Annotated in this window: 18 protein-coding genes; 13 read left to right on the top strand and 5 right to left on the bottom strand. The window is 71.4% G+C overall.

The features are described 5' to 3' along the window. Window positions 1-18 precede the first annotated feature (18 nt). From ACO0E1_RS06075 to ACO0E1_RS06020, 12 genes are all read left to right on the top strand, one after another. Window positions 19-1077: a polyprenyl synthetase family protein gene (locus ACO0E1_RS06075; protein WP_422873376.1), complete on the top strand. Its 1059-nt coding sequence runs from the start codon at window positions 19-21 to the stop codon at window positions 1075-1077. Then, on the top strand, window positions 1074-2009 hold the full coding sequence (locus ACO0E1_RS06070; protein ID WP_422873375.1) for a phytoene/squalene synthase family protein: 936 nt from the start codon (window positions 1074-1076) through the stop codon (window positions 2007-2009). Before ACO0E1_RS06075 ends, ACO0E1_RS06070 begins: the two co-directional genes overlap by 4 nt. Further along, complete coding sequence (gene crtI, locus ACO0E1_RS06065) at window positions 2006-3700, top strand: phytoene desaturase family protein (RefSeq protein WP_422873374.1); 1695 nt, start codon at window positions 2006-2008, stop codon at window positions 3698-3700. The genes ACO0E1_RS06070 and crtI overlap by 4 nt, the downstream gene beginning before the upstream one ends. Next, window positions 3700-4035, top strand: a complete 336-nt coding sequence (locus ACO0E1_RS06060) for a lycopene cyclase domain-containing protein (RefSeq protein ID WP_422873373.1) — start codon at window positions 3700-3702, stop codon at window positions 4033-4035. Before crtI ends, ACO0E1_RS06060 begins: the two co-directional genes overlap by 1 nt. Next, window positions 4032-4478, top strand: a complete 447-nt coding sequence (locus ACO0E1_RS06055; RefSeq protein WP_422873372.1) for a lycopene cyclase domain-containing protein — start codon at window positions 4032-4034, stop codon at window positions 4476-4478. Before ACO0E1_RS06060 ends, ACO0E1_RS06055 begins: the two co-directional genes overlap by 4 nt. After that, complete coding sequence (locus ACO0E1_RS06050; RefSeq protein WP_422873371.1) at window positions 4475-5368, top strand: prenyltransferase; 894 nt, start codon at window positions 4475-4477, stop codon at window positions 5366-5368. Before ACO0E1_RS06055 ends, ACO0E1_RS06050 begins: the two co-directional genes overlap by 4 nt. A gap of 287 nt (window positions 5369-5655) precedes the next feature. Next, a complete protein-coding gene (locus tag ACO0E1_RS06045; protein WP_422873370.1) occupies window positions 5656-6699 on the top strand; it encodes a Gfo/Idh/MocA family protein in 1044 nt (347 codons plus the stop codon). Between the two features lie 107 nt (window positions 6700-6806). Then, window positions 6807-7304 (top strand): hypothetical protein, encoded by a 498-nt coding sequence (locus ACO0E1_RS06040; protein WP_422873369.1) that lies wholly within the window; start codon window positions 6807-6809, stop codon window positions 7302-7304. A gap of 2 nt (window positions 7305-7306) precedes the next feature. Further along, on the top strand, window positions 7307-8332 hold the full coding sequence (locus ACO0E1_RS06035; protein ID WP_422873368.1) for a YihY/virulence factor BrkB family protein: 1026 nt from the start codon (window positions 7307-7309) through the stop codon (window positions 8330-8332). Between the two features lie 159 nt (window positions 8333-8491). Beyond that, a complete protein-coding gene (locus tag ACO0E1_RS06030; protein ID WP_422873367.1) occupies window positions 8492-13906 on the top strand; it encodes a hypothetical protein in 5415 nt (1804 codons plus the stop codon). A 22-nt stretch (window positions 13907-13928) separates the two neighbouring features. Continuing rightward, window positions 13929-14420, top strand: coding sequence for a DedA family protein (locus ACO0E1_RS06025; RefSeq protein WP_422873366.1), 492 nt, complete (start codon window positions 13929-13931; stop codon window positions 14418-14420). A gap of 10 nt (window positions 14421-14430) precedes the next feature. After that, complete coding sequence (locus ACO0E1_RS06020) at window positions 14431-15126, top strand: SDR family oxidoreductase (RefSeq protein ID WP_422873365.1); 696 nt, start codon at window positions 14431-14433, stop codon at window positions 15124-15126. A gap of 27 nt (window positions 15127-15153) precedes the next feature. Here the strand turns inward: ACO0E1_RS06020 and ACO0E1_RS06015 are convergent, their stop codons facing one another. Beyond that, window positions 15154-16716 (bottom strand): ABC-F family ATP-binding cassette domain-containing protein, encoded by a 1563-nt coding sequence (locus tag ACO0E1_RS06015; protein WP_422873364.1) that lies wholly within the window; start codon window positions 16714-16716, stop codon window positions 15154-15156. A gap of 304 nt (window positions 16717-17020) precedes the next feature. Here ACO0E1_RS06015 and ACO0E1_RS06010 point away from each other — a divergent pair, with 304 nt between their 5' ends. Beyond that, window positions 17021-17440: a DUF3151 domain-containing protein gene (locus ACO0E1_RS06010; protein WP_422873363.1), complete on the top strand. Its 420-nt coding sequence runs from the start codon at window positions 17021-17023 to the stop codon at window positions 17438-17440. A gap of 96 nt (window positions 17441-17536) precedes the next feature. Here the strand turns inward: ACO0E1_RS06010 and ACO0E1_RS06005 are convergent, their stop codons facing one another. The 4 genes from ACO0E1_RS06005 to ACO0E1_RS05990 are packed head-to-tail and all read right to left on the bottom strand — an operon-like array spanning window position 17537 to window position 23929. Next, on the bottom strand, window positions 17537-20557 hold the full coding sequence (locus ACO0E1_RS06005; RefSeq protein ID WP_422873362.1) for a glycoside hydrolase family 2 TIM barrel-domain containing protein: 3021 nt from the start codon (window positions 20555-20557) through the stop codon (window positions 17537-17539). Continuing rightward, a complete protein-coding gene (locus ACO0E1_RS06000; RefSeq protein WP_422873361.1) occupies window positions 20554-21489 on the bottom strand; it encodes a carbohydrate ABC transporter permease in 936 nt (311 codons plus the stop codon). Before ACO0E1_RS06000 ends, ACO0E1_RS06005 begins: the two co-directional genes overlap by 4 nt. Then, on the bottom strand, window positions 21486-22571 hold the full coding sequence (locus tag ACO0E1_RS05995; protein WP_422873360.1) for a carbohydrate ABC transporter permease: 1086 nt from the start codon (window positions 22569-22571) through the stop codon (window positions 21486-21488). Before ACO0E1_RS05995 ends, ACO0E1_RS06000 begins: the two co-directional genes overlap by 4 nt. Next, window positions 22568-23929, bottom strand: a complete 1362-nt coding sequence (locus tag ACO0E1_RS05990; RefSeq protein WP_422873359.1) for an ABC transporter substrate-binding protein — start codon at window positions 23927-23929, stop codon at window positions 22568-22570. Before ACO0E1_RS05990 ends, ACO0E1_RS05995 begins: the two co-directional genes overlap by 4 nt. Between the last annotated feature and the right edge of the window lie 29 nt (window positions 23930-23958).

Here is a 23958-nt window from a genome sequence, read left to right as displayed (position 1 = left end):
TCTCGATAGATTAGTTGAATGACGGACGAAGCGGCCACCGTGGCGCCGATCGACCTCGCTCTGGTCGATGCGTGCCTCGAGCGCTTCTTCACCGTGTCCTCGGGCAGGGCACAGGCGTTCGGGCGTCCTTCCGAGGAACTCTGGCGGGTGCTCCGCAAGGCGAGCATGGGCGGCAAGCGCTTCCGACCGCGCATGGTGCTCACCGCGTACGCCGGACTCGGCGGCGACGACGTGCACGCCGCGTCGCACATCGCGGCCGCGTACGAACTGCTGCACACCGCGCTGGTGGTGCACGACGACGTCATCGACCGGGACTGGTCCCGCCGCGGGCAGCCGAACGTCGCAGGAGCCTTCCGCGACACGGGCACGACGGGTGGGCTCCCGCTGCCGATCGCCGAGCACCGGGGGATGAGCGCCGCCGTGATCGCCGGGGACCTGGCGCTCGCCGGAGCCCCGCGCTTCATCGAGTCGAGCGGCGTCACGGGCGACCGTCGCACCCGCCTGCTCGACCTGTTCGACGACGCCGTGTTCGCGAGCGCCGCGGGTGAGATGGCCGACGTCGACCTCAGCCACGGCGTGATGCCGACGGTGGACGAGGTCCTCCAGATGGAGCGGGCGAAGACGAGCGTGTACTCGTTCGAGGCGCCGTTGCAGTCCGGTGCGGTCCTCGCCGGCGCGGACGAGTCGATCGTCGCCGCGCTCGGTGCCTTCGGCCGTGAGATCGGCATCGCCTACCAGATCGTCGACGACCTGCTCGGGGTCTTCGGGGACGAGGCCGCGACGGGCAAGACCGCGATCGGGGACCTGCGTGAGGGCAAGCGCACGATGCTCATCGCCTACGCAGCGACGACCGACTGCTGGTCCGAGCTCGCGCCGTACCTCGGCGACCCGCACCTGACCGAGGATCGCGCGAGTGCGATGCGCGCGCTCCTGACGTCCTGCGGGGCAAGGGACGCTGCGCTCGCACGGGTCGAGGAGCACACCGCCCTGGCCCGCGCCGAACTCGCGGCGCTGCCGTACGACCTCGCGGACCGGCTGGAGACGCTCGTGTCCGAGCTGGTGGAGCGAGTCCGGTGACCTCCAGCAACGCCGGGAGCACGCACACCGCGCGGCTCCCGCTCTACGACGCCACGGCAGAGGCCGCGTCCTCCGTCGTCATCGAGCGGTACTCGACGTCGTTCGGCCTGGCGTCCCGCCTGCTCACGAAGGACACCCGGGAGCACATCAGGAACGTCTACGCGCTGGTCCGCGTCGCCGACGAGGTCGTCGACGGCCCCGCGACCGAGGCCGGTCTCGCGCCGGACCTCGCCCGCACCGTGCTCGACGAGCTCGAGACCGACACCGAACGTGCGATGCGCCTGGGCTTCTCGGTGAACCCGGTCGTGCACGCCTTCGCCAGGACTGCCAGGACGATCGGCTTCGGCACGGAGCTGACGGCGCCGTTCTTCGCCTCGATGCGGATGGACCTCGAGCAGACCGAGCACGACCAGGTCTCGTTCGACGCCTACGTGTACGGCTCGGCGGAGGTCGTCGGGCTGATGTGCCTCCGTGCGTTCGTGTACCGCGCCGGACGGCCGACCTTCGACGAGTCCGTGCTGGTCGAGGGCGCCAGGGCGCTCGGTGCCGCCTTCCAGAAGGTGAACTTCCTCCGCGACCTGCACGCCGACTTCGAGGTGCTGGGCCGCTCGTACTTCCCCGGTGTCGACGTGCGGACGTTCGACGAGGCCACGAAGCACCGCCTCGTCGCGGACGTCCAAGCCGACCTCGACACCGCTGCCAGGACCGTGCCGCTGCTGCCGAAGGACGCCCGCCACGCGGTCGGCCTCGCGCACGCGCTGTTCCAGGAACTCAACGACCGGATCGCGGCCACGCCGGCCGACCGGCTGATCACGACGCGCGTGCGCGTCCCGAACCCCGTCAAGGCGCGGCTCGCCGCGCAGGTGCTCGCCGGTCGCGCGCCGCTGCGGTCCCGCAACGTCCCCACAGGACAGACTGGAGGCTCCTCATGAGCCCGACCCGTGCCTCCAGTTCGAAGACCGGACAGTCGACTGCACGCAAGGTCCCCGTCCGACGCGCCGTCGTGATCGGTGGCGGCATCAGCGGACTCGCGTCCGCCGCGCTGCTCGCGCGTGACGGCTTCGCCGTCACGGTGCTCGAGCAGCGCACCCAGCTCGGCGGCCGTGCGGGCTCGTGGGAGCAGGACGGCTTCCGGTTCGACACCGGGCCGTCGTGGTACCTCATGCCCGAGGTGTTCGACCACTTCTTCCAGTTGCTCGGCACCAGCGCCGACGAGCAGCTCGACCTCGTGAAGCTCGACCCCGGCTACCGCGTCTACAGCGAGGGGTACGACGAGCCGATCGACCTCCGGGCATCCCGCGAGGACAACCTCGCGCTGTTCGAGTCGATCGAGCCAGGCGCCGGAGCCCGGATGGCGAAGTACCTCGACTCCGCTGCCGAGACGTACGAGATGGCGGTCCGGCGCTTCCTGTACGGCACGTTCCAGGACTTCCGGAAGCTCGCGGCCCCCGACGTGCTGCTGCGGATGGGGAAGCTCGCACGGCTGCTCGTCGAGCCGCTGTCGACGTTCGCGGAGTCCGCCGTGCGGGACCGCCGCCTGTGGCAGATCCTCGGCTACCCGGCCGTCTTCCTCGGGACGAGCCCGTACGCCGCACCGAGCATGTACCACCTGATGAGCCACCTGGACCTCGCCGACGGGGTGCTCTACCCGAAGGGCGGCATCACCGAGGTCATCGCGGCCGTCGAACGCGTCGCCAGGGCCGAGGGTGCGCAGATCATCGCCGGCGCGAAGGTCGAGCGGATCCAGGTCGAGGGCGGCCACGTCACCGGCGTCGTGCACCGCGACCGTCGTGGAGCGCAGCACGTCGCACCGGCGGACGTCGTCGTGAGCGCCGCCGACCTGCGGCACACCGAGATGCAGCTGCTCGACCGCGAGCACCGGACGCACGACGAGTCGCACTGGAAGAAGCGCGACCCCGGGCCCTCTGCCGTGCTCGTGTACCTCGGCGTCGACGGCCCGGTGCCGGGGCTCCTGCACCACACGCTGGTGTTCACCGCGGACTGGAAGGCCAACTTCGGCGCGGTGTTCGGCGACGACCGGCACGTGCCGGACCCCGCGTCGATCTACGTCTGCGCCCCGTCGGAGACCGACCCGACCGTCGCACCGCGGGGATCGAGCAACCTGTTCATCCTGGTCCCGCTCCCCGCCGACGTCGGCATCGGCAAGGGCGGGGTCGACGGCGCGGGTGACTACGAGGTCGAGCAGATCGCGGACCGCGCGATCGACGTCGTCGCCGAGCGCTCCGGTGTCCCGGACCTCCGCGACCGCATCCGGGTGCGCAAGACGATCGGCCCCCGGGACTTCGCGGACGACTTCAACGCGTGGAGCGGCTCGATGCTCGGGCCGGCGCACACCCTGAAGCAGAGTGCGTTCTTCCGTGAGGGCAACGCCTCCGAGAAGGTCGAGGGGCTCTACTACGCGGGGTCCTCGACGATCCCGGGCATCGGGCTGCCGATGTGCCTGATCAGCGCCGAGGTGCTGCTGAAGCGCATCCACGGGGACACCTCGACCGAGCCGCTGCCGACGCCCCTCGAGCGTGCGGACGGTGCCCCGCCGCGCCCGCCGAAGCGAGCACCGCGGCGGACGTCACCTCCGACCAAGACCCCGGCCGCGACGAGCTGATGCCGGGGCTGTACCTCCTCGGGCTCCTCGTGGCGCTCACCGGGATGACCGTGCTCGACGCGCGCTTCCGGCTGTTCTTCTGGCGGGCGCCGTGGCGGGCCGCGGCGGTGATGGTCGTCGGCGTCGCGTTCTTCCTGGTCTGGGACGCGGCCGGTGTGGGGCTCGGCATCTTCTTCATCGGGCAGCAGCGGCTGCTGACCGGCGTCCTGCTGGCGCCGGACGTCCCGCTCGAAGAGGTCTTCTTCCTGCTGCTGCTCGGCTACACGACGATGAACCTCATCGGGTTCATCCGGCCCCGCGTGGCCCGGGCGCTCGATCGGGCGGGAGACCGGTGACCGGCTCCGGCGCGTACGCGCTCCTCAGCCTGCCGTTCTTCGGGGTCGTCGCCGTGGTCGGGATCGTCGCAGCGGTGGTCGCGGCACGTCGGCAGCGCCGGCTCGGGCGCGACGTCCATCGTCGACGCCGAACGGGCCTTGTCACCGGGCTCGTCGCCGGTGTCGTGCTGCTCGTGATGACGATCGTGTTCGACAACGTCATCGTCGCGCTGCGTGTCGTCGCCTACGACCCGGCACTCATCAGCGGCGTGAAGATCGGGGCGATCCCGATCGAGGACCTGGCGTACTCGATCGCGGCGGTCGTCCTGCTGCCGAGCCTCTGGGTGCTGTTCGACCGCAGCCACGGGACGGACCGCGGCCACGGGACGGACCGTGACCTGTCCGACCGAACCCGCACCGGGCACGAGACCCAGCCACCCACCGGACAGGAGCACGACCGATGACGGCGACCCCGGCCTCCCGGCAGTCCACCATGCGCGCGCTGTTCACCTCGTCGCGCCCGATCAGCTGGGTGAACACCGCGTACCCGTTCGGTGCCGCGTACCTGCTCGGCAGCGGGGAGCACTTCTCGATCCTCGCGTTCCTGATCGGCGTCGTGTACTTCTTGGTGCCCTACAACCTCGCGATGTACGGCATCAACGACGTCTTCGACTACGAGTCGGACCTGCGGAACCCGCGGAAGGGCGGTGTCGAGGGCGCGCTGCTCGACAAGAGCGTGCACCGGACGACCCTCTGGGCGGTCGTCATCACGAACGTGCCGTTCCTCGTCGCGCTCGTGCTGCTGGGCGGCCCGTGGTCGTGGCTCGTCCTCGCGATCAGCGTCTTCGCGGTGATCGCGTACTCCGCACCGGGGCTGCGGTTCAAGGAGAAGCCGTTCCTCGACTCCCTGACGTCGTCGACGCACTTCGTGTCGCCGGCGGTCTACGGCCTCGCGCTCGCCGGGACGCACTGGACGGGGCAGCTCGTGGCCGTGTGCGTGGCGTTCTTCCTGTGGGGTGTCGCCTCGCACGCGTTCGGCGCCGTGCAGGACGTGCTCGCCGACCGGGCCGGCGGGATCGGCTCGGTCGCGACCGTGATCGGTGCGCGGGCGACCGTGCGCCTGGCGTTCGTGGCGTACGTCGTGGCCGGCATCGCGCTGCTGTTCTCGGCGTTCCCGGGGCCGCTCGCCGCCGTGGTCGTGATCCCGTACGCGCTCAACGTGCTGCCGTGGTGGAACGTGACGGACGACGGGGCCGAGTCGGCGAACGCGGGGTGGAAGCGCTTCCTGTGGATCAACTACCTCGCCGGCTTCCTCGTGACGATGGCGCTCATCGCGTACGCGTTCACGCGCTGACCGGGGGCGCGGGCCGCGCCGTCATCGAGTGCGCAGAAAGGACGGCCCTTGTGGCGTCCTGCTCGCCTTTTTTGCGCACTCGGTTCAGCAGCCGGCGACGCATCGGCGTCCCATTCGGTGAGTGCGCAGAAATGGGGACCGCTGCGGCATCCTGCTCGCCGCTTCCGCGCACTCGATCCCAGCCGCCCGGCCCACCCCCACGCCGGCACGACGCCCACGCCGGCACGAGCGCCTGACAGACTGGACACGCGCGACGACAGCGCAGTCGAACACGAAGGAGTGCACGCATGACGGTCCGCATCATCCACGTCGGTCTCGGAGGGTGGGGCGGCAGCTGGGCCCGCACCGCACTCCCCGCGGTGTCGGAGGTCGAGGTGGTCGGGATCGCCGACCCGAGTGCGCCGACGCTCGAGGCCGTCCGGAAGGACCTCGGGCTGCCGGAAGCCGCCGCGTTCGGCTCCTTGACCGACGCGCTGCAGACCGTCGACGCCGACGCCGTGGTCATCACCGCCCCGGCCGTCACGCACGTGCCGCTCGCGCTCGAGGCGCTCGCCGCCGGCAAGCACGTCCTCGTCGAGAAGCCCTTCGCCAACAGCGCTGCCGAAGCCGCCGAGGCCGTCCACCTGGCGGAGGAGCGCGGCCTCGTGCTGCAGGTCAGCCAGAACTACCGCTACTACCCGGCACCCCGCGTCGCGAAGGACCTCCTCGCCGCCGGGACGGTCGGGGAGCTCTCAGCGATCAACGTCGACTTCCGCCAGTGGGACAACGACCGCCCGTTCGCCGACCACCCGCACTACAGGTTCCCGCACGCGATGATCAACGACATGGCGATCCACCACTTCGACCTGCTCCGCATGGTCACCGGCAAGGAAGCCGTTCGGGTCTTCGCCAAGGCCACCTACCCGTCCTTCAGCAAGTACCAGGACGAGGCGGTCGCGTCGATGCTCATCGAGATGGAGGACGGCCTGGTCGTCAGCTACCGCGGCAGCTGGCTCAGCCGCGGGGAACACACCCCGTGGGCCGGCGAGTGGAGCATCCAGGGCGAGGACGGCGAGCTGCAGTTCACCAGTCGTGGCGGCGAGCCCGGTGACGTCAGCTGGGACCTCGTGACGGTGCGGAAGCCGGGGGAATCCGGTCGCACGTCCGTCGAGCTCCCGACGGCGGAGCACCACGACCGGCAGGGCGGGCTGCAGGCCTTCGCCCGCGCGGTCGCCGGCGGGGACGCACCGGAGACGAGCGGGCGCGACAACCTGCGCAGCCTCGCGCTCATGGAGGCGGCCACCCGCTCGGCTGCATCCGGCCTGCCAGAGGACGTCGTCGTCCCGAGCTGAGACCGAGCGGACACCGGGGCCGAGACCGATCCGACGCCGATCATCCGCCACGCGCGAGCCGGACGCAGCCAGGGCCGCGTCCGGCTCGCGACGTGTACGAACGATGTATGGCGAACGACAGTCTCCCCGAGCTCGAACTCGCGAACGTCCGCACCCGTGAACGCATCACCGACACCGTCGACCTGATCCGGCACAAGGTGGACGTCCCGGCGCGCACCCGTCTCGCGATCGCGAAGACGAAGCAGCGTTGGCACCGCGACCCGACGCCGCTCGTGGCGCTCGGCATGATCGCGGCCGCGGGCATCGCGTCCGTGGTCATCGGCGCCCGCATCGGCCGCAGCCCCGCCGGGCACCTGGCCGAACCGCCGGCGTCGTCGGCGTTCACCGCGCTGCTGCCGTTCGGCGCCCGCGGTGACGGCGACGAGTCCGCTCCCGGCCGCAGGGGGCGCAAGGCCCGACGCGCCGGACGCAAGGCGCGGCAGGCGCAGCTCGAGCAGGACCCCGGGTACCAGCTGCGGAAGAAGCAGCGCCGACGCCTGGCCCCGGTGGCCAAGCAGGCGACCAAGTACCGCAAGCAGGCCGCCAAGCGCGCGAAGGGCAAGTAACCATGGCACGCGACCACGGGAAGCCGTCGGCGGACGACCCCCGCAAGCCCGACAGCCCGACCGACCTGACGAAGCCGACGCTGCTCTACACGCTGAAGAAGACGCTCCGTGAGTTCTCCAGCGACCAGTGCACCGACCTGGCTGCGAGCCTGACGTACTACTCCGTGCTCGCGCTCTTCCCCGGACTGCTGGCGATCGTCTCGATCCTGGGGCTCGTGTCGAACCCGAAGGACACCATCGACACCCTGCTGCAGGTCATCGGCAGCATCGGCTCGCAGCAGGTCGTCGCGCTGATCCGTGAACCCATCGAGGGCCTCGTGCGTTCCCCCGCCGCGCCGATCACCTTCATCGTCGGTGTCGTCGGAGCGATCTGGTCGGCCTCCGGCTACGTCGGTGCCTTCGGCCGGGCGATGAACCGCATCTACAACGTCCGTGAGGGCCGGCCGATCTGGAAGCTCCGCCCGACGATGCTCGGCGTCACGCTGTTCACCGTCGTCATGCTCGTCCTCGGGCTGCTCGCCCTGGTCAGTGGCCCCCTCGCGCGGAGCTTCGGCGACTTGATCGGACTCGGCGACGTCGCCGCGACGGTCCTGTCGATCGTGCAGTGGCCGATCATGCTCGCCATCGCGATCATCGTCATCGCGGTGCTGTACTACTGGGCGCCGAACATCAAGCAGCCGAAGTTCGCCTGGGTCAGTGGCGGGTCGGTCCTCGCGCTCCTCATCTGGATCATCGCGAGCGTCGGCTTCGGGTTCTACGTCGGGAACTTCTCGAACTACAACGCCACGTACGGCTCGCTCGGTGGGGTGATCGTCTTCCTGCTCTGGATCTGGATCACGAACAACGCGCTGCTGTTCGGCGCCGAGTTCGACGCCGAGCTCGAGCGTGGGCGGGAGCTGCAAGCCGGCATCCGTGCGGAGGAGGACATCCAGCTCCCCGAGCGCGACACCCGCCAGATCGAGAAGCAGGACGAGAAGCGCGCGCAGGACGTCCTCGAGGGGATCCGGATCCGGGAAGGACGGGACTGAGGGTCCGCACAGGGATCATCCCCGGATCGCGATGACGACGGGGTTCTGCACCGCCCTGTGCCGTCAACGGGGGGTACCTGCCTGAGTGGTCCCGATGGATAGCATCCGGAAGCGATGTGTGCCGATCGGCCCTCGCTGACGGATCACAGGGGGCAATCGGTGCGCAAGAACGCCGTCGTCGCGGCGCTCGCCGTCGGAGCGCTCGTCGCGTCCGGCGTCGCCGTCGTCACCATCCAGGACGCACAGGAGCACGCGGCCGTGCACGGCGTCCGGGGCTCGGCGATCGCGCCGGTCGAGGTCGGTGGGGGAGCGGCGTCCTCGGTCACCGAGACCGCGCCGTCGCGCAGGGTGACGTCCGCCGACGACGAGGTCGCGCTCGGCTCCGGGTGGTCGACGGTCGGGTCGTCCGGCATCCGCGTGGCGGCCGGTACGACGGGCGCAGACCGGAACGCGGCCGGTACGACGGGCGCAGACCGGAACGCAGCCGGTACGACGGGCGCGGTGCGCTCCGTGCGGGTCTCGGTCGCCGCGACCACAGGGACCGCCCGCGCACAGGGAGCCGCTCCGCTCACCGTGTCCGTCGCACGGACCGACGGCTCGTCCGCCACCGGTGCCGTCCGGGTCAGCGTCCCCACCACCCTGCTCGAGTCGGCGTACGGCGCCGACTACGCATCGCGGACCGAGTGGACCGCGACGACGTCCGGATCCGACGAGCCCGTGCAGTCCACCCGCACCCGCTCGGCTGTGGTGGTCGCCGCGAAGGTCTCCAGCACGCCCGTCGTCCTCTCCGCGACGAGCGGCCCCACGGCCGGCTCCGGCGCGGGGAACTGGGCCGCGACCCCCGCCCGGGTCTCCGACACCTGGGTCACCGGGCGGCAGTCGGGCGCCTACACGTGGGAGTCCCCGGTCACCGCGCCTCCTGCTCCGGCCGGACCGGTACCGGACCTCGCCCTGTCCTACGACTCCCAGACCGTGGACGGTGCGACCGCCGGCACCAACAACCAGGCGTCGTCGATCGGCGAGGGCTGGTCCCTCTCCGGCGCCGGGTACATCGGTCGCCATTTCGTGTCCTGCTCGCAGGACGACGGCGCATCCGGCCCGGTGACGACCTCCGGCGACCTCTGCTGGCACGACGACGCGGCGACGATGACCTTCGCCGGCCGCACGCAGGCACTCGTCCACGACACGACGACCGGTACGTGGCGCCTCGCCGACGACGACGGCTCCCTGGTCGAGCACCTCGTCGGCACCGCCCAGGGCTGCGCGGCGAACGGCACCGCGGACAGCGACTGCTGGCGGGTGACGACGGGCGACGGGACGCAGTACTGGTTCGGGTTGGACCGCCTGCCGGGGTGGACACCAGGCGCGCCCACGACGGACTCCGCGTGGACGGTGCCGGTCTCCGGCAACGACCCGGGTGAACCGTGTCACGCCTCGTCGTTCGCGGCCTCGTCCTGTGCCCAGGCCTGGCGCTGGAACCTCGACTACGTCGTGGACCCGCACGGCAACGCCCAGGTGTGGTCCTACACGGCGGAGACGAACCGGTACGGCGGGAACGCCGGGACGACGGGGACGGGCTACGTCCGCGGCGGCGTGCTCGACCGGGTCGAGTACGGACTCACGGCGTCGACGCTCTTCACCCCGTCCGCCGCGGCCGCTCGCATCGACTTCGGCTACGACTCGTACGGCCGGTGCAGCGACGCGAAGCACACGTCGTGCACCAAGGAGCCCCTCGGGGCCGCGGTCGCCCCGGCGCATGCGGCGTCCTACCCCGACGTGCCCCTGGACCTGCTCTGCAACGCTGGGACCTGCTCCACGCACAAGTCCCCGACCTTCTGGTCCCTGGCGAAGCTCGACACCGTGAGCACCTCGGTCAGCAGCGGTCCGGGGTCGTACTCGGTGGTCGACAAGTGGGCGCTCGGGCACTCGTTCCCGACGCCGAGCGACGGGACGAGCCCCGCGCTCTGGCTGACGCAGATCCAGCACTTCGGGTCCGCGAACGGGACGACGACGCCGGAGCCCGCGACGACCTTCCGCGGTGTCGCGATGCAGAACCGTGCCGACCCGTCGAACGGGCTCGCGAAGCTGATCCGTTGGCGACTGCAGTCGGTCACGAACCCGACGGGTGCGGTGACGACGGTGACCTACTCCCGGCCCGGCTGCACGCCGGCGGAGTCGACGGGGTTGCAGACCTCGGCCGCCGTCAACACGAAGCGGTGCTACGTGCAGATCTGGTACCCACGCGTCCTGCCGGCGCAGCAGCCACGTGTCGACGTCGCCGAGATGTACCTGGTCACCGCCGTCACGGAGGACCCGAAGACCGGCGGCGCGGACGACCCCGCCACGTCGACGCAGTACGTGTACACGGGCACGCCCGCGTGGCGTTGGGACACGACCGGCTCGGTCCCGATGGTCCGGCGCACGTGGTCGACCTGGGCCGGGTTCGACACCCTGGAGGTCCGGGTCGGCTCCGCAGCGCGCCCCACCACGCAGGCGGTCACCGACCTGACGTTCTACCGCGGCCTGGACGGTGACCGTGCGACCCCGACCGGTGGCACGCGGCACGCGACCGTCACCGGCGAAGGCGACGTCGTCGACGCCGCGTGGCTCGCCGGGCAGGTCCGCCGCACGGTCGAGCACCTCGGGGTGCGCGGTGCCGTCCTGCGCGACACCGTCTCGACACCGTGGGCATCCGGCGTGACCGCGTCGGACGGTCTCCGGACTGCTCGTCACGTCGCGGACGGCACCGTGGTGCGCTCGGAGCCGGTCGCTGCCGGTGGGCAGCGCTCGACGACGACGACCACGACGTACGACGACCACGGCCTGCCGGTCCGGGTCGAGGACGCCGCCACCGACGCCGGGACGACCTGCACCACGACGACCTACGCCCCGGCCGAGGCCGGCACGCCGGTCGGTCGCGTCGCCGAGGTCCGCACCGTCGCCGTCGGCTGCGACGCGACCGCCACCGGTGCAGACGTCGTGTCGGACGTCCGCACGGGCTACGACGGGCAGCAGCCGGGGGCCGCTCCCACCCGGGGCGACCCCACGACGGTCTCGACGGCGGTCCGGTACGACGGCGCGACCCCGGTGTGGGCGACCACGACGAGCACGTTCGACGACCGTGGGCGGAAGACGTCCTCGACGGACGCGCTCGGTCGGACGACGACCACCACGTACGCGTCGGCGAACGCGGTGACGGTCGTGACGACCACGAACCCGGCGGGGCAGGTCCGGACGGTGCGGACGGACGCGGCACGTGATGTCGAGCTGTCCCGGACGGAGTTCGACGGCACCACGACGACCCGGTCGTACGACGCGCTCGGACGGCCGAGTGCGGTCTGGCTGCCGGGGACCGCGACGACGTCGACGCCGGACGAGGCGTTCACCTACACGGAGTCGCGCACGGTCGCGTCCTCGACCGCGACGAAGACCTTCGCCGGAGGCAGCACGACGACGTCGTTCTCGATCACCGACGGCCTCGGCCGCGTGGTGCAGACGCAGGAGCCGTCCGGCTCGGGAGGGTCCGTCGTCACCTCGACGCGGTACGACGACCACGGCGCCGTGATCGGTACGGACAACCCGTACTGGGCTCCGGGGGCGAGCCCGTCGGCGACGGTGTTCGTCCCGGCGAACCGACAGAACCTGCAGTCGACCGTCGACCTCACGCGCGATGCCGCCGGGCGGGTGCTGACCTCCGTCCTGTCGAGCTACGCCGACGAGGTCTCGCGCACCACCACCGCGTACACCGGCGCCGACCGGGTCACGGTCACACCGCCCGCCGGCGGGACCGCCACCGCGGCGACCACGGACTCGCGCGGCCGGACCACCGGTGTCACGGAGTACGCGGGCGCGAAGCCGACCGGGGCGTCCCGGACGACGACGACCGAGTACGACGCGGCCGACCGTGTCGTCGCGACGACCGACGCCGCCGGCGTGCGCACGACCACCGCGTACGACCTGCTCGGCGACGTGCTCGTCACCGACGGCCCGGACACCGGCCGGACGACCTCGACGTACGACCTGGCCGGCAACGAGACCTCTCGCACGGACGCCCGCGGGGTCCAGCGCTCGTGGACGATCGACGCGCTCGACCGCCGCACCGCCGAGTACGCGGGCGGCACGGACGGAGCCCTGCTCGACAGCTGGACCTGGGACACCGTGCAGGCAGGACGGCTGTCGTCGTCGTCGAGCTACACGGGTTCCGTGCCGGGGACCCCTGGCGCCGCCTACACGACCACGTACACCGGGTACGACGCCGCCGGCCGTTGGACGGGGCGGACGATCAGCGTGCCCGATGCCGCGCCGGCCTTCGGCGGCACTGCGTACACGGTGTCGCGGAGCGTGTCCACGTCGGCGCGATCGACGAACGAGCCCGCGATCGCGGGACTCCCCCAGGAGCGGGTGCGGACCCTCACGAACGGGTCGGGCGAGCTCTCCGACGTCGCCGGTGCCAAGTCGTACGGGGCGTTCACCTACGACCCGCTGAACCGGATCACCGAGGTCACCCACGACGGCGTCTCGATCGACCAGGAGTTCCTGACGCTCGACCCGGCGACGGGCCTCCTCACCCGGATCAGGGACCTGGGACACGGCACCACGCTCGCCGACCGGAAGTACCAGCGGAACGCCGCGGGCATCGTGACCTCGGTCATCACGACCGGCTCCACCGGCTCGAGCGTCGAGTGCTTCACCCGCAACGGGTACCAGGACCTCACCGAGGCCTGGACCCAGGCAGCCGGCACCTGCGCGAGCACGCCGACCACCTCGGCCGTCGGCGGCACCGCCCCGTACTGGACGAGCTGGCAGGTCGACGGCGCGACGGGTCGACGCACGGCGTCGACGGAGCACGCCCTCGACGGCGGCGCCGACACGGTCACCTCGTACGCGGTCGGTGGGTCGATGCCCTCGGCGATCACCGCGCTCACCCGCTCGACGGGTGCGACCACGACCACCGAGCCGTACGCGTACGACGCGGCCGGCGGCACCACGGCGGCGGGTGACACGACCCTGACCAGGGACGAGGCCGACCGCATCGCCTCGGTGACGACCCCGACCGGTGACGAGCACGACGTGTACGACGCCGACGGTGCCCTGCTCCTCCGCACCGGGACGGACGGCAGCGCCACGCTGTTCCTCGGCGACACCGAGCTGCACCGTGCCGCCGGCTCGAGCGCGGTCACGGGCACACGGACCTACCGCCTTGGCGGGCTGCCCCTCGCGGTCCGCGACTCGGCCACCGGCGCGGACCGGATCCACCAGGTCAGCACGGACCTGTGGGGCAACGTCGACCTCGAGGCCGACGCCTTCACCGACGCGACGAGCCGCCGCTGGTTCGACCCGTTCGGCAACGAGCGCGGGCGCACCGGTGACTGGGTGACGACGACCGGGTTCCTCCAGCGCACGACATCCACCACCACGGGCCTCGTGGCCGACGGCCCCGACGCGTGGGACCCCGAGATCGGCAGGGTGATGTCCGCGTCCCCGGCGGCCGGCACGTTCCCGTGGGCAGACGCGAGCGGACCGGCGGACGAGACCGCCGGTCCCGCGGGCGCTCGGAGCGCGCTGCTTCCCTGAGGGATCCGCTACGGTTCCGAGCGTGCCGTCCTTCCTCGACGGGCTGCCGTTCTGGTGGCTCGTCCTCGCGCTCTTCGTGATCGTGTTCTGCCGCGCGCAGGCCACGTACTGGATCGCGCGCGGTGCCGTCGCGGGCGCGTCCCGGTCCCGGTGGGGGCGCTGGCTCGACTCCGCGGCGGTCCGGCGCGGCTCGGCGCTCCTCGACCGGTGGGGGCTGCCGGTCGTCACGGTGAGCTTCGTCACGGTGGGCCTGCAGACCGTCATGAACGCAGCGGCGGGGCTCGCCCGGGTGCCCTGGTGGCGGTACCTGCTCGCGATGGTGCCCGGCTGCGTCGCCTGGGCGTTCCTGTACGCGACGGTCGGGCTCGCGGTGTTCTGGGCGGTCGTCGCGGCACTCGCGGGCTCGCCGTGGGGCATCACGGCGGTGGCTGTCCTGGTGGTCGCGGCCGTCGCCCTGGTGACGGTCCTGCACCGGCGACGGAACCGCACTGGAGGCTCGGCTCGGCTTCCGTAGGCTGGCCTGCGTGACGCACGCACAGCCTCCAGTCCGTCCGGTCGCCCTGGTGACCGGAGCCACCCGCGGCATCGGCCGCGCGATCGCGGCCGATCTCGGCCGTACCCACCACGTGCTCGTCGGCGGCCGGACCGCCGACGCGGTGGACGCCGTCGTGGCGGAGCTGCCGAGCGCGTCGCCGTTCGTGGGCGACCTCGGTGCCGGCGACGTGCCGGAGCTGCCGGAGCGACTCGACGTGCTCGTGCACTCCGCCGGCGTCGAGCAGGGCAACCGCATCGCGGACACCCCGCGGTCCACGTGGGAGGCGGTCTTCGCCACGAACGTCTTCGCCGTCGCCGAGCTCACCCGCCTGGCGCTGCCGGCGCTCCGGGCCTCCCGCGGCATCGTCGTGACGATCAACTCCGGCTCCGGATTCCTCTCCGGCCCGGGCGGCGGGGTCTACGGCGCGTCGAAGTTCGCGCTCCGGGCGTTCACCGACGCCCTGCGGGAAGAGGAGCGCCCGAACGGCGTGCGGGTGTCGAGCGTGCACCCGGGGCGGACGGACTCGGACATGCAGCGTGCGCTGACCTCGAAGCTCGGGGAGTCGTACGACACGGCGTACTTCCTCGCGCCGGAGGACGTCGCCGACGCCGTCCGCACCGTGGTGGACCTGCCCGAGCGGGGCACGATCGAGACGCTCTCGATCCGCCCCACCCGCAGGCGCTGACGCCGGAAACGCTCGACACCCGCGACGTCACGCCAGGTCGAGTCGCGCGTCGAGGTCGAGCCGGCCGAGGAACGTCTCGTCGTGGCTGACCACGACGACGGCGCCCCGGTAGACCCCGAGCGCGTCGACGAGCTGGTCGACGCTCGTCATGTCGAGGTCGTTCGTCGGCTCGTCGAGCACCAGCAGCTGCGGGGGCGGGTCCGCGAGCACGAGTCCGGCGAGCGCCACCCGGAAGCGCTCCCCCCCGGAGAGCGCCCCCGCCGGACGGTCGACCGTGTCCCCGCGCACCAGGAAGCGGGCGAGCCGGTTCCGGAGCACGGCGTCGGCGACGTGCGGCGCACCGCGACGGACGTTCTCGAGCACGGTCAGGTCGTCGTCGAGCGAGTCCTTCCGCTGCGGCAGGTAGGCGATGTGCTCCGCGTGCGGTTCGGCGTGCGTGTCCGGGAGCGGATGCTCCCGGGCGGAGGGCGACCCGACGAGCTGTTCGAGCAGCGTCGTCTTGCCGACGCCGTTGTCCCCGCCGACGGCGATGCGCTCCGGGCCCTGCACGATCGTGTCCCGCCCCCTGACGGTGATCGTCGCGATGCGCCGTGATGCCGGGACGTCCGGGTCGGGGAGCTCGACGTGGATCGACTCGTCGACGCGGAGGCGTGTCTCCGCCTCCCGCTTCGTCTGCAGCGCCGCCGCCTCGTCGTCGGCGTACCCGGTCCGGAGCTTCCCGGCGGTCTCCTCGCCCTTCTTCCGCATCTCGTTCGCGAAGATCTTCGGCATGCCCTGCGCGGCCTTGACGCCCGAGCGGGCCCGCCGCGCGATCTTCGTCTCCGCCTCGATCCGCTGCCGTTTCTCGGTGCGGTGCCGCTGCTCGGCGACCCGGACCTCGCGCTCGACCGCGGCCTGCTGCACGGCGAGGTGCTCCTCGAAGGCGCTGAACGTGCCGCCGAACACGGTCATCGAGCCCGATCGGAGCTCGGCGACCTCGTCGACGTGCTCGAGGAGCTCCCGGTCGTGGCTGACGACGACGAGGGTGCCGTGCCAGGCATCGACCATGTCGAGCAGCATCGTGCGCGCCCGGCGGTCGAGGTTGTTCGTCGGCTCGTCGAGGAACGCGATCGGCAGCCCGCGCAGCCGGATCCCGGCAACAGCAGCCAGGACGGCCTGGCCACCGGACAGCGTCGCGACAGGTCGGTCGAGGTCGATGCCGAGCGGGTCGAGTGCGACTGCGGCCCGTTCCTCGACGTCCCAGTCGTCGCCGATGACGTCGAAGTGGTCGGGCGACACGTCACCGCCGAGCACGGCTCGGAGCGCGCGGACGGTGGCGCCGATCCCGAGCAGGTCGGCGACCGTGTCCTCGGCGCGCACGGACAGCCGCTGGGGGAGGTGGTCGACGGGGCCCGACGTCGTCACGGTGCCGGACGTGGGCTGGAGCCGGCCGGTGACCAGCCGGACCAGCGTGGTCTTCCCGGCCCCGTTCCTCCCGACCAGACCGGTCCGGCCGGAGCCGAAGGCGGTGGTGAGGTGGTCAATCGCGACGGAGCCGTCGGGCCAGGTGAAGGTGAGGTCGTGCAGGACGACCGAGGGGTTCGCGGGCATGGAGGTGCCTCCGGGGATGTCGATGCTGGCGCGCACGACACCGGGAGCCGCGGAAGGCGGCTGGCCGCGAAAGGCGGCTGGCCGCGGAAGGCGGCGGGTGATCACGGTGTCAGCGCAGGGGCTGCTGCTGCGAGGACGCAGTACCGGTGATCACGCGCAAGGCGACTTCTTCCGTCGGTTCACCCCCGTTTCCGTGACCCCAGCCGACGGTCGGTCTCCCGCCCCGCTGCTCCGCGGTCACGACGGAGTGCCTTCCAAGCTAAGCCCGTTTCCGGACGGCCGCAAGGGATGACAGGGTGGGGGCATGCCGGAGAACCTGCTGCCGACCCCGTCGAGCAACCCCGAGACCCTGCTCCCCGCCGAACCCGAGGTGACGGCGGCGCTCGCCGCCGATGCACCCGTCGCCAGCGTGGTGGTGTCGCACCCGTCGTCGAGCCTGGCGTGGGCGCTCCTCGCCGACGAGGCGTGGGAACGCGGCGCGACGCTGGAGTCCTACGCGTACGCCCGCGTCGGGTACCACCGCGGACTCGACTCGCTCCGCAAGGCCGGGTGGCGCGGTGCCGGGCCGGTGCCGTGGTCGCACGAGCCGAACCGTGGCGTGCTCCGGGCGCTGTTCGCCCTGCGCCGTGCGGCGATCGCGATCGAGGAGCCCGGCGAGCCCGAGCGCCTCACCGAGTTCCTCGACGGCGCCGACCCCGCGGCGATCCCGGCGCTGTCCGCGTAGGGCGGCGCGCACAGAACCGCGGAACGGACACAGCACAGAGGATTTCCCCGGTGCTGTGTCCGTTCCACGGTTCGGGAGCGCCCGACCCCGCCGCCGCTACGCCAGCAGCACGCTCCACGCGCGAGTCGACGGCCACAGCTGGTGCTCGGGGAGCACGTCGAGCCCGCACGCGCGACTCCCGAGCCCGTGCTGCGCGGCATCGAGGTACAGGTACAGCGCGTCGGGCGTCGGCAGCTCGTACGGGTGCGCCGCGCGGCCGACCTGCTGCGCGGTCCACGGCGTCAGGGTGAACCCCGCACGGTGCGCCCCGACCGTCGACACCGTGAACGGCCCCACCGTCATCGAACGGAGCCCCGGACGGTGCCCGGTCTCCTGCGGCCGGGAGTAGTTCGCGTTCAGCAGCGACACCGGGGAACCGAACCGACCGACGTGCGCCGCGTGCGACGAGTCCGCGTACGACTCGAGCGGCCCCGTCCCGAACCACTCCACGGCGGCGTCCTCGGACACGAGCGACACCGGCAGGTCGATCCGCACGCCGATCCGCGGCCACGTCACGTCCCAGGCGCCGAACGGGATCGCCGTCGTGTCGAGCAGCAGCCCCTCGTCCGTCAGTGTCCACCGGTGCGTGACCTCGACCCCGGCACCGCTGTTCGCCGCCGCGACCCGGACCCGCTGCACGAGGCCGTGCTCGGTCCGCTCGACGTCGATCAGTCGGTGCGTCAGCCGGTCGAGTCCGGCACGCACCCACTTCGCGGCCGACGCGGGTGCGTCCGGGTCGCCGACACCGTGCGTCAGCACCGGGTCAGCGGTCTCGTACCCGCCCTGCGAAGCCAGCCGGTCGTTGTCGGTCGGCGCACGCCAGAGCTCCAGCCGCGGCCCGGCGACGGGCAGCCCCTTCCAGCTGGACAGGTCCCCGCGCTCGGTGAAGGTCGCCTCCCCGAGCCGGTCACCGTCCCACCCCTGACGGGAGGCTCGTGGGGCCTGGGCCGGACGGCTCGCGACGAGCGTCTGGGTGCGTGCCACGACGTGGCCGGTGTCCGCCCATGCCGTCGGTCCGGCGAGCTCCGCGACGACGTCGAACCACAGTTCCTCGCCGGGGGCGATGTCTCCGGCAGCTGCCGCGAGCGCCTCGTCCGGGACGGGCACCGTCGCCGACTCGCGAGCGGCGATCACACCGGGGGCGATCCGGCCCGAGGACTCGACGACGCCGTTCCGCGCGAGCGTCCAGCGGAATCGCAAGCCCGCGGTCGAGGCCGAGTGGTACCGGTTCTCGACGAGGACCGTTCCGTTCCCGACCGAGAGCCGGATCGGTGCCACCACAGCAGCGAACTCGGCGAGCCCCGGCGTCGGGATGTCGTCGGGCAGCACGAGGCCGTCCATCACGAAGTTGCCGTCGTGCACGACCTCGTGGAAGTCGCCGCCGTACGCGTAGTACGGGGTCCCGTCGGCGGTGTGCGCGAGCAGCCCGTGGTCGCGCCACTCCCACACGAACCCGCCGTGCAGTCGCGGGTACCGGTCGACCAGGTCCTCGTACTCCTGGATCTGCCCGGGGCCGTTGCCCATCGCGTGCACGTACTCGCAGTGGATGAACGGCTTCGACCGCTGCCGTGCGGCCTCGGCCGGCCCGCAGCCGAGCAGGGGCGTCGGTGTCCCGCCGCCGATCGACTCGGTCTCCTGCAGCGTCGGGTACATCCGCGAGTAGACGTCGGTGTACTCGCCCGTGTAGTCGCCCTCGTAGTGCACCGGGCGCTCGGGATCACGGGCGTGCACCCAGGTCGACATCGCGGCGAGGTTCCGACCGGTGCCCGACTCGTTGCCGAGCGACCACATCACGATCGACGGGTGGTTCTTGTCGCGCTCGACGGTCCGCTCGATGCGGTCGAGGTAGGCGTCCTCCCACGCGGGGTCGTCGGACGGGTTGCCCTGCCAGTCGAGGAACACGAAGCCGTGCGTCTCGAGGTCGCACTCCAGGATCACCCAGAACCCGAGCTCGTCGGCCAGGTCCAGCACGCGGGGGTGCGGCGGGTAGTGCGAGGTCCGGATCGCGTTGACGTTGTGGCGCTTCATGAGCGCCATGTCGGCCCGCGCGTGAGCCTCGTCGAACACCCTCCCGCGCTCGGGATGCGTCTCGTGTCGGTTCACCCCGTGGAACACGACGCGCTCGCCGTTGACCAGGAACCGGTCGCCGACGATCGACACCGTGCGGAACCCGAGCCGGAGCGACACGGTCTCCCCGCCCTCGGTCCCGCCGGCCGCCGTGCCCGTGGACAGCGTGGCGTCGTAGAGCTTCGGGAGCTCGGCGCTCCACGGCTCGACGCCCTCGACCTCGATCGGGGCGACGTCGTCGGGCGACTGCCACACGACGGACACCCCGAGGTCGGGTACCTCGAAGCGGACCGGGAACACCGCGTCGAGCGTCGGCACCGTGATCGTGCCGGAGCCCGTCGACGGACGCCCGGACGCAGCGGTGCCCGCGGTCGCAGCGGTGCCGAGCGACGCCGCCCAGGACGCCCGCACGAACACGTCGTCGATCGGGGCGGTCGGCCGCGCGAGCAGCGTGACGTCGCGGAAGATGCCGGGCAGCCACCACTGGTCCTGGTCCTCGAGGTACGAGGCAGCCGACCACTGGTGCACGCGGACGCGGAGCTCGTTCGACCCCGGGTGGAGCAACGACGTCACGTCGAACTCCGTCGCCAGGCGCGACCCGGTCGACCACCCGACGAGCTCGCCGTTCAGCCACACCCGGAAGTGCGACTCCACCCCGTCGAAGCGGAGCAGCACGCGCGCCGCCGCGTCGAAGGTCGTCGGCACGTCGAACGTCCGCCGGTAGTCGCCCGTCGGGTTCTCCTCCGGCGGGTTCGGTGGGTCGATCGGGAACGGGTACTGCAGGTTCGTGTAGCTCGGCGCCCCGTGCCCGTGCAGGACCCAGTGCGCGGGGACCGGCAGCGTGCCCCACCCGTCCGGGTCCTCGAACGGCGCTGCGTCGGCGACGGGCGACCAACGGAAGTCCCACTCCCCGTCGAGCGACAGCGACGGTGCGTCGGTGTGCAGCCATGCTCTGGGCGTCAGTCGGGACGCCGATCCGGGTGCGGTGGACGCGAGGTCGGGAGTGGTCAACCCTTGACCGATCCTTCCGTGAGGCCCCCGCGCCAGAAGCGCTGCAGGACGATGATTGCGACGACGAGCGGGATGACCGAGACGAGCACCCCGCCGGTGGTGAGCTGGTAGAACTCCGGCAGCCGGTCGACCTGGGCGCGCCAGTTGTTGAGCCCGAGCGTGATCGGGTACAGCTTCTGGTCGGCCAGCATGATCAGCGGCAGGAAGAAGTTGTTCCAGATGCCGACGACCTGGAACAGGAACACCGTCACGAGCGCCGGCGTCATCTGCCGGAGCGCGATCGTGTGGAAGATCCGCAGTTCGCTGGCGCCGTCGAGTCGCGCGGACTCCATGAGCGCCGTGTCGATCGACGCCGCGGCGTACACCCGGCAGAGGAACAGGCCGAACGGGGAGACGAGGCTCGGGATGAGCACGCTCCAGTACGTGTCGGTCAGGCCGAGGGTCGAGAACAGCAGGAAGAGCGGCAGCGCCGTCGCGGTCCCCGGCACGAGCACGCCGCCGAGGATCGTCCCGAACACCAGCTGCCGACCGCGGAACTCGTACTTCGCGAGCGCGTACCCGCCCGCTGCGGCGAAGTACGTCGCGAGCACGGCGCCGACGCCCGAGTACAGGATGCTGTTCGCGATCCAGCGGACGAAGATCCCGCCGTCGTACGTGAACACCTGCTGGATGTTGCTGAACAGCGCGAACTCGCCGCCGAACCAGAACCCGTTCGTGGAGAACAGCGCGCCGGTGGTCTTCGTCGCCGCGATGACGACCCAGTACAGCGGCACGAGGAAGTAAATCGCGACGATCACGAGGATGCCGGTCACGACGATCTGGCTCTTGCCGGACCGGTCGAGCTTGCGGCGCTGATGCGCGGAGATGGACGTGGTGTCCACGGGGACCGCGGACTTGGCCGTCGCCGGCGCTTCGATGGCTTCGCTGGTCATGCTTCCGCCCCCTTCGTTCCGTGCTGCTGACCGGACCTGGCCTGGAGGCCCTGGTCGGCTTGGGAGGTGACCGGACGGACGGCGGATGCGCGCGTCTGGAGCGCGCGCCGAGCCTCCAGTCCGTCCTTCTTGGCCCGCTTGCGCTGATCGCGCTCCTCCTTCGGCGGCCGGTTCGTCAACGCGAGGAACGCGAACGACAGGATGAACGCGGCCAGCGCGATGATGACCGCCTGCGCACTCGCGACGCCGTACTCGTTGAACGCGAACGCGTTCGTGTAGGCGGCGTAGTTCGGCGTGTACTCGGTGTCGATGGCGGGCGCGACCGTGGACAGGATCTGCGGCTCCGCGAAGAGCTGCAGCGTGCCGATGATCGAGAACACCGTCGTCAGCACGAGCGCCGGCGCGATGAGCGGGATCTGGATGCGCCACGCGACCTGGATCGGACCGGCACCGTCCATCTTGGCGGCCTCGTAGACCTCGCCGGGGATGGACTTCAGCTGCGCCACGATGATGAGCATGTTGTAGCCGGTGTACGTCCATGTGACGATGTTCGCGATCGACCACAGCACGCTGTTGGCGCCGAGGAAGTCCGGCTGCAGCCCCATCGACTGCAGCAGCGCGACGATCGGCGACAGGCCGGGGACGTAGAGGAACGACCAGAGGATCGTCGCGATGACGCCGGGGACGCCGTACGGCATGAAGTAGATCGCGCGGAAGAACCCGGGCCAGCGGGCGCTCGCCGACTCCAGCAGCAGCGCGAGGATCGTGCACGCGATGATCATCACCGGGACCTGCACGATGCCGAACAGCAGCATGCGGCCGATCGAGGCGACGAAGCCGGAGTCGTTCAGGGCCGTGACGTAGTTGTCGAACCCGGCGAAGCGGCCGGTGACGCCGTCCTCGCCGAAGAGACCCTTGCGGTCGACGGTCGTGAAGCTCTGGAACAGCGCGCTGATGATCGGGATGACGAACGTCAGCACGAACAGGGCGAGGAACGGCGCGAGGAGGACCCACGGCGCGCGTTTCTGCGCGCGGGTGGCCTTCGTCGACGTGCGGAACGTGGTGTTCGGCTGCGTGCTCATCGTGCCGTCCTGACGCTGAGGCCCTTGTCCTTGAAGGATTGGACGATCTCCTTCTGCGCGAGCTCGACGGCGTCGCGCAGCTTCAGACCGGAGGTGAGCTTCCGGCGGAACTGGTTCTGCAAGCTGGTGAACGCCGACTGCGTGACCGGGGACCAGGACCAGTCGATGTTCTGCTCCTTCGACGCCGGCACGAAGACCTCTTCGTTGTAGTTCTGGCCGGAGAACCACTTGCTCGGCTGCTCGCGCTGCTTCCCGATGTAGTCGACCGCGGGCGACCACCCGATGCCGCAGTACTTGATCATCGCGTCGATGCCCTCCTTCGAGGTGGTCATCCACGTGATGAACTCGAGTGCTTCCTTGGGGTGCTTCGCGTTCGCGAGGACCGCGGCGGTGGAGCCGCCGATCGCGCTCGAGCCGTAGCCCGTGTCGCCCCAGGTCTGCATCTTCGCGACCTTCCACTTGCCCTCGCCGCCCTGCACGGACTCGATGAGGGCGTCGCCCCAGCTCGCGCTCGTGACGGCCGCGATCTTGCCACTCGCCGCCGAGGCGTACCAGCCGGGGGTGTAGGCACCGGCGCTCGTGTCGACGAGCTTGTCGTCGATGCAGCCGTCGAAGAAGTCGGCGACCATCAGGGTCTTGTCGTCGGTCATGTCGACGACCCACTCGTCACCGTCGACCTTGAACCACCGGGCGCCGGCCTGCTGCGCGTACGCGGCGAAGGGCGAGGCGTCGGCTACCGGGAAGACCTCGAGGTAGTTCTGCGGCCCGGTCTTCCTGACCTTGTCGGCGAGCTCGCGCCACTCGTCCCACGTCGCCGGTGGTTCACCGCCGGCCTGCTCGAGCAGGGCGGTCTGGTAGTAGAACCCCATGGGGCCGGTGTCCTGGGGGATGCCGTACACACCGTCGACGAACGAGACCTGGGCCCACGCCGCCTCGTCGTACTTCGACTCGTGGTCCTTCGCGCCGTAGCGGGCGAGGTCGACCAGGCCGTTCGCGAGCATGAACTCGGGGATCTGCCGGAGCTCGACCTGGCCGATGTCGGGGCCGCCGCCGGCCGCGAGCGCGGAGTACATCTTCTGGTACCCGCCGGAGTTGCCGCCGGGGATCCAGTTCGCGTTGACCTGGATGTGCGGGTTCTTCGCGTTCCAGACATCGCAGACCTTCTGCAGGTCCTTGAGCCAGGCCCAGTAGGTGATCTGGACCGTCTCGCCGCTCGCGGCCGCGGGGATGACCCCGGCCTTGTTGACGTTCGTGGATCCGGGGACCGCGCACCCGGCGAGCAGGCCGGTCGCAGCTGCTCCGATGCCGAAGCCCAACAGCTGTCGTCTGGAGATGTGTCGTGGTGATGGGGGCGTCATTGCCGTCGCACTCCGGTTCGTCGTCGATC

The sequence above is a fragment of the Curtobacterium guangdongense genome (genome assembly GCF_049341845.1).
GTDB classification, from domain to species: domain Bacteria; phylum Actinomycetota; class Actinomycetes; order Actinomycetales; family Microbacteriaceae; genus Curtobacterium; species Curtobacterium guangdongense.
This window is presented reverse-complemented; position numbering and strand designations above follow the sequence as displayed.

Excerpts from the sequence above, each read along its gene's own strand:
- ACO0E1_RS06075 (WP_422873376.1), top strand. The coding sequence starts at position 19 with ATGACGGACGAAGCGGCCACCGTGGCGCCGATCGACCTCGCTCTGGTC.
- crtI (WP_422873374.1), top strand. The coding sequence starts at position 2,006 with ATGAGCCCGACCCGTGCCTCCAGTTCGAAGACCGGACAGTCGACTGCA.
- ACO0E1_RS06060 (WP_422873373.1), top strand. The coding sequence starts at position 3,700 with ATGCCGGGGCTGTACCTCCTCGGGCTCCTCGTGGCGCTCACCGGGATG.
- ACO0E1_RS06050 (WP_422873371.1), top strand. The coding sequence starts at position 4,475 with ATGACGGCGACCCCGGCCTCCCGGCAGTCCACCATGCGCGCGCTGTTC.
- ACO0E1_RS06045 (WP_422873370.1), top strand. The coding sequence starts at position 5,656 with ATGACGGTCCGCATCATCCACGTCGGTCTCGGAGGGTGGGGCGGCAGC.
- ACO0E1_RS06040 (WP_422873369.1), top strand. The coding sequence starts at position 6,807 with ATGGCGAACGACAGTCTCCCCGAGCTCGAACTCGCGAACGTCCGCACC.
- ACO0E1_RS06035 (WP_422873368.1), top strand. The coding sequence starts at position 7,307 with ATGGCACGCGACCACGGGAAGCCGTCGGCGGACGACCCCCGCAAGCCC.
- ACO0E1_RS06015 (WP_422873364.1), bottom strand. The coding sequence starts at position 16,716 with ATGCCCGCGAACCCCTCGGTCGTCCTGCACGACCTCACCTTCACCTGG.
- ACO0E1_RS06010 (WP_422873363.1), top strand. The coding sequence starts at position 17,021 with ATGCCGGAGAACCTGCTGCCGACCCCGTCGAGCAACCCCGAGACCCTG.
- ACO0E1_RS06000 (WP_422873361.1), bottom strand. The coding sequence starts at position 21,489 with ATGACCAGCGAAGCCATCGAAGCGCCGGCGACGGCCAAGTCCGCGGTC.
- ACO0E1_RS05995 (WP_422873360.1), bottom strand. The coding sequence starts at position 22,571 with ATGAGCACGCAGCCGAACACCACGTTCCGCACGTCGACGAAGGCCACC.
- ACO0E1_RS05990 (WP_422873359.1), bottom strand. The coding sequence starts at position 23,929 with ATGACGCCCCCATCACCACGACACATCTCCAGACGACAGCTGTTGGGC.